This window comes from Arthrobacter sp. I3 (genome assembly GCF_000520575.1).
In the GTDB taxonomy this organism is placed as follows: Bacteria; Actinomycetota; Actinomycetes; order Actinomycetales; family Micrococcaceae; genus Arthrobacter; species Arthrobacter humicola_A.
This window is the reverse complement of the sequence record NZ_KI914902.1, coordinates 124,373-128,756: the sequence shown is the minus strand read 5'-3', so window position 1 is coordinate 128,756 and position 4,384 is coordinate 124,373. Positions and strand designations below refer to the sequence as shown.

The following is a 4,384-nucleotide window of genomic DNA, read 5'->3' as shown; positions in this document are numbered from 1 at the left end:
CGCCGCTCCGACGCCGCCGACATCGCCACGCTGCGCTCGTTCATCCCCGCAGCGGACGATGACTCGCTGAGCTGGCGTCTGGCCCTCTCGGAGTTCCTGCTGGAAGTCGCGGCCATTGCCCGCTCGGCCCGGCTTGCCCGGGAACTCATCCGGCTGCAGGCAGATCTCGGCACCCTCACGCTGCTGCCCTGCGCCGACACCGGCTACCGCGGACGCACCGCCGTGATCCTCGGGGACGTGGCAGCCGCCATCGAGACCCACGATCCCGGGGCCGCCGAAACGGGGGTCAAGGCCCTCATCTCCGCCACCACCGACTGGTTGCTGACCGAACAGGCCAAAAGCTATTGACCGCACCCGCATCCCGGAGCCACGATCGTGGCCAACTTTCGACCGCAAATGTCCGGCACCTTCGAGCTAAGGCAGCACCGATGTCCGAAACCACCTCCACCACAGACCCCACCACAGCGTCCATGGCAGCGCCGGCCGAACCCGGCGCTGTTGGGAAGGCGGCCCAGCTGGCCGCAGCCGAACTCGACGCCACCATCGCCGGCATCGAGCACCGCCTGACGGAGTGGGCCGCTTATACCGGGGCCGCGCTGGCCGCCATGTCCGGCAAAGTCACCGGCACGGCCGTGGACAAGCTCATCCGTCCGGTGGTCGAGGAACTGGTGCAGCTGCCCGGCGGCTACGCGGCCGGAGCGGGGTTCATTGCCAACGCCGGGCTGCTCGGGCCCGAGCGCAGCTATATCGCCTGGTGGCAGGGCCCGGATCTGGAGCACGTCGACGCGCTGGCCAACTTCAGTCCCAACTCCATCAGCCGCTACGTCAAGGCCGAATGGTTCCGGATCCCCGTGGAAACAGGACGGGCCCACGTCACCGGGCCTTACGTGGATTTCCTCTGCACCGACGAGTACGTCCTGACCTTCACGCACCCGGTGTTTACCCGCCCGGACGGCCCGGTCGCGGGAATCGTGGGCATCGACGTGACAGTTCAGCGCCTGGAACGCGGAGCCATGGCGGCGCTGCGGCGGATCGGCGGCCGGGCCACCCTCGCCAATGCCGACGGCCGGGCCATCGTGTCGGCGGCTTCCGATATCGACGCCGGCGACCTTACCGCGCCGAACGAGCCGTGCGCGCAGTACCCCGTGGGGCGCACGTTCATTCTCTGCAGCGACGCCGCCGGGCTCTGATGCCGATTTGCTAAACTTGGAGGCCAAGGCCCCTCTTCCGGGCCTCCGGACGACGGTTCAGTACCCGGCACGCGACAAGACTGGCCACAGGAGCTGTCATGTCGTGGCTAATACTCATTCTTTCCGGGGCGCTGGAGGCCGTTTGGGCCGCCGCCCTGCACCGGACCGCCCAGGCCAGGGGCCGCCGCCGGCTGGTCCCGGCCCTCGTCTTCCTCGTTTCCGTCCTCGCCAGCACCGGCGGGCTCGCCGTCGCGATGCAGTCCATCCCTACCGGAACGGCCTACGCCGTGTGGGTGGGGGTCGGCGTCGTCCTGACGTCCGGCTATGCGATAGCCGCCAAAGTTGAGCGCCCGACCGCGGCACGGATCCTGCTTCTTGGCGGGATTGCCGCGAGCGTCGCCGGGCTGAAGCTGGTGGCGTGACCATGGTGAAACCAGCTGCAATGTCATGGATGATCCTGCTCGCTTCCGCTTTGCTGGAGGCGGTCTGGGCCACGGCACTGGGCCTGTCCGACGGGTTCTCCCGCCCGTTGCCGACCCTCGTGTTCGCCGTGACGGCCACCCTTAGCATGGTGGGGCTCGGCTTGGCCGTGAAGCGTATTCCGCTCGGCACCGCCTACGCCATCTGGGTGGGGATCGGCGCCGCACTGACGGTCGGCTGGGCGATGGCCACCGGCGTCGAACCGGCCAGTCCGCTCAAGCTGCTGTTCATCGCCGGGATCGTCGGCTGCGCGGCGGGCCTGAAGCTCCTGCCGGCAAAGGAACCGGCACTAAGCGCTGTCCGGCCGGCCTCCCCCGCGGAAATTCCCCACGTTTAGGGCAGTACGACGGCGTGTCCCCTGCGGTGCGCCGTCGTAACGGCCGCGCAACAGTCAAAGGTGGGGAGAATCGTCTGCCCGGCCGATAACAGGGGCCGGAATAGCCGCCCGTATCCTGGGGTTCTTGGCAGGGACGGAAGTCCTACGGAACTATTCAGTGCGCGAATGGAGACCAAGATGACGGCAGCAACAGTCCGGCTCGGCGACGGCCTTATGGTCAGCCCCCTGGGGTTCGGCGGCATGGCCCTGACCCCCGTCTACGGCGAGGTGGACCCGGCCGAGGCCCTGCGGACCCTGCATCACGCGGTGGACGCCGGCGTCAGCTTCATCGACACGGCGGACATTTACGGCGGCGGCAGCAACGAGGAGCTGATCGCGCGGCTGCTCAAGGAACGCCGCGGCGAAGTCCAGCTGGCCACCAAGTTCGGCCTCGTGGGCACACCGTCGGCCGGCTACACGGACATCCGCGGCGACGCCGCCTACGTGCGGCAGGCCGTGGACCGCAGCCTGCAACGGCTGGGCACCGACACCATTGACCTGTACTACCTGCACCGCCGTGACCTCCGCGTTCCGATAGTGGAAACCGTGGAGGCCATGGCGGGGCTGGTACAGGCCGGCAAGGTGCGGCATCTGGGCCTGTCAGAGGTGACGGCCGAGGAGCTGCGCGACGCCAGCCGCGTCCACCCGATCGCCGCGGTCCAGAGCGAATGGTCCATCTGGAGCCGCGACGTGGAACGCAACGTGGTGCCCGCCGCCGCCGAACTCGGGGTGGGATTTGTGCCGTATTCGCCGCTGGGCCGGGGATTCCTCACCGGCACCGTGGACGCCTCGACGCTGGGCAGCAACGACTTCCGCCGCAACATCCCGCGTTTCGCCGCGGACGCTGCCAGCGCCAACCAGGGCGTGGTGGCGGCCGTGCAGGCGGTCGCTGCGGAACTGAGCGTTGCCGGGCAGGCTGCAACTCCTGCCCAGGTGGCGCTGGCCTGGCTGCTTGCGCGGGGCCACCAGCTGGGACTGCCCGTGGTCCCCATTCCCGGCACCCGCAAGGCGGACCGGATCGACGAAAACCTGGGCGCCCTGGCCCTCGACTTCACCGCAGCGCAACTGAGCACGCTCGAGTCCGCCGCGGACGCCGTCGTCGGTTCCCGGGCCGCGGACCCCAACTGGGTGTCCCAGGGCCGTGAATAGCGGCTCCGTAGACTGATGCCCATGGACTCGCTCATTCACTCTTTACGTGACATCACCATCCGCCGGATTTCGGTCGGCGAGATGGACAACAATGTTTACCTGCTCACGGCCAAGGCCTCCGGCGCGCAGCTCCTGATCGATGCGGCCGATGATCTGGCCGCCATCCAGGGGCTGCTCGCGGAGGCCGCCGCGGATACTTCCGCGACGCCGAAGCTGGCGCTGGTTGCCACCACCCACCAGCACTGGGACCATGTCCGGGCGCTGCCGGGCCTGGTGGAAGCCACCGGTGTGAAAACGGCGGCCGGGACAGAGGATGCCCCGGAGCTGCCGGTGCCGGTGGATGTACTGCTGGATCACGGGGACGTCGGCAACTTCGACGGCTTCGACGTGATGGCTGTACATCTGCGCGGCCACACACCGGGTTCGATCGCCCTTGTGTACCAGGACCCCGAGGGCCCGGCCCACATCTTTTCCGGCGACTCGCTGTTTCCCGGCGGGGTAGGCAACACGCAGAAGGATCCGGCGCGCTTTGCCCAGCTGATCACCGATGTGAGCGAGCGGCTGTTCGATGTGTATCCGGATGACGCCGTGGTGCACCCGGGACACGGCCAGCCCACCACCCTCGGCGCGGAACGGCCGCACCTGCAAGAGTGGCGCGCCCGCGGCTGGTAGGGCCTGAAACCTCATCGAGTGCTCCAGAACTGCCGTTATGAACCCTCTAAACGGCAGTTACGGAGCACTCGATGGTGGTTAGCTGGGGCCCCGACCGCCGGGTTCCCTGACCGAGCTTGCGAGGTTAGGGAGCGGTTGGGGATTAGCGGCTGCGGCGTTCGTTCGAGGCCGGAGCCGACGCGCGGCGGGGGCCGGAGCCGCGGGCCGGACGTCCTTCACCGGAACGGCCATTGCCGCCGCCGGCGTAGGATCCGCCCGAGGTGCCACCGGTGTTGGACGACCAGACAGCAGCGCTGCCACCGGATTTGCTGCCAGCGGACTTGGCGCCGGCAGCTGCACGCTGGCCGGTTGCCGGGCGTCCGCTGCGCTGGCCGCCGGTCGAAGCGCCGGTGCGGGGAGCGCCACCTGTGCGGGGTGCGCCACCGGAGCGGGGTGCTCCGCTGCGGGGAGCCGAAGCGCCCCGGGCGTCGCTGCGTCCCTCGGCGGCGCGTCCGTCCGAACCGCGGCCGGCCGCGGC

The 4,384-nt window shown here is 69.3% G+C and carries 6 protein-coding genes, 1 pseudogene and 1 riboswitch; of the genes and pseudogenes, 6 read left to right on the top strand and 1 reads right to left on the bottom strand.

Annotation, left to right across the window (positions count from 1 at the left end):
• The 6 genes from Y706_RS29100 to Y706_RS0103285 form a co-directional block, all read left to right on the top strand.
• Positions 1-348 (top strand): hypothetical protein (locus tag Y706_RS29100; RefSeq protein WP_028275449.1); only part of this gene is annotated, 348 nt, incomplete at its 5' end.
• Positions 349-428: 80 nt separating this feature from the next.
• Positions 429-1,190 carry a cache domain-containing protein gene (locus Y706_RS23385; RefSeq protein WP_052354996.1) on the top strand — a complete coding sequence of 254 codons (762 nt, stop codon included), beginning with the start codon at positions 429-431 and terminating at the stop codon, positions 1,188-1,190.
• Between the two features lie 23 nt (positions 1,191-1,213).
• Positions 1,214-1,279: riboswitch (guanidine-III (ykkC-III) riboswitch) on the top strand.
• A gap of 9 nt (positions 1,280-1,288) precedes the next feature.
• Positions 1,289-1,612 carry a DMT family transporter gene (locus Y706_RS0103300; RefSeq protein ID WP_028275448.1) on the top strand — a complete coding sequence of 108 codons (324 nt, stop codon included), beginning with the start codon at positions 1,289-1,291 and terminating at the stop codon, positions 1,610-1,612.
• Between the two features lie 20 nt (positions 1,613-1,632).
• Positions 1,633-2,007, top strand: coding sequence for a DMT family transporter (locus Y706_RS0103295; protein WP_028275447.1), 375 nt, complete (start codon positions 1,633-1,635; stop codon positions 2,005-2,007).
• A gap of 177 nt (positions 2,008-2,184) precedes the next feature.
• Positions 2,185-3,195: an aldo/keto reductase gene (locus Y706_RS0103290; RefSeq protein WP_253906680.1), complete on the top strand. Its 1,011-nt coding sequence runs from the start codon at positions 2,185-2,187 to the stop codon at positions 3,193-3,195.
• Positions 3,196-3,216: 21 nt separating this feature from the next.
• Complete coding sequence (locus tag Y706_RS0103285; protein WP_028275445.1) at positions 3,217-3,867, top strand: MBL fold metallo-hydrolase; 651 nt, start codon at positions 3,217-3,219, stop codon at positions 3,865-3,867.
• Between the two features lie 142 nt (positions 3,868-4,009).
• Here Y706_RS0103285 and Y706_RS29980 read toward each other — a convergent pair.
• Positions 4,010-4,384, bottom strand: a pseudogene (locus tag Y706_RS29980) (DEAD/DEAH box helicase); the annotation flags it as partial.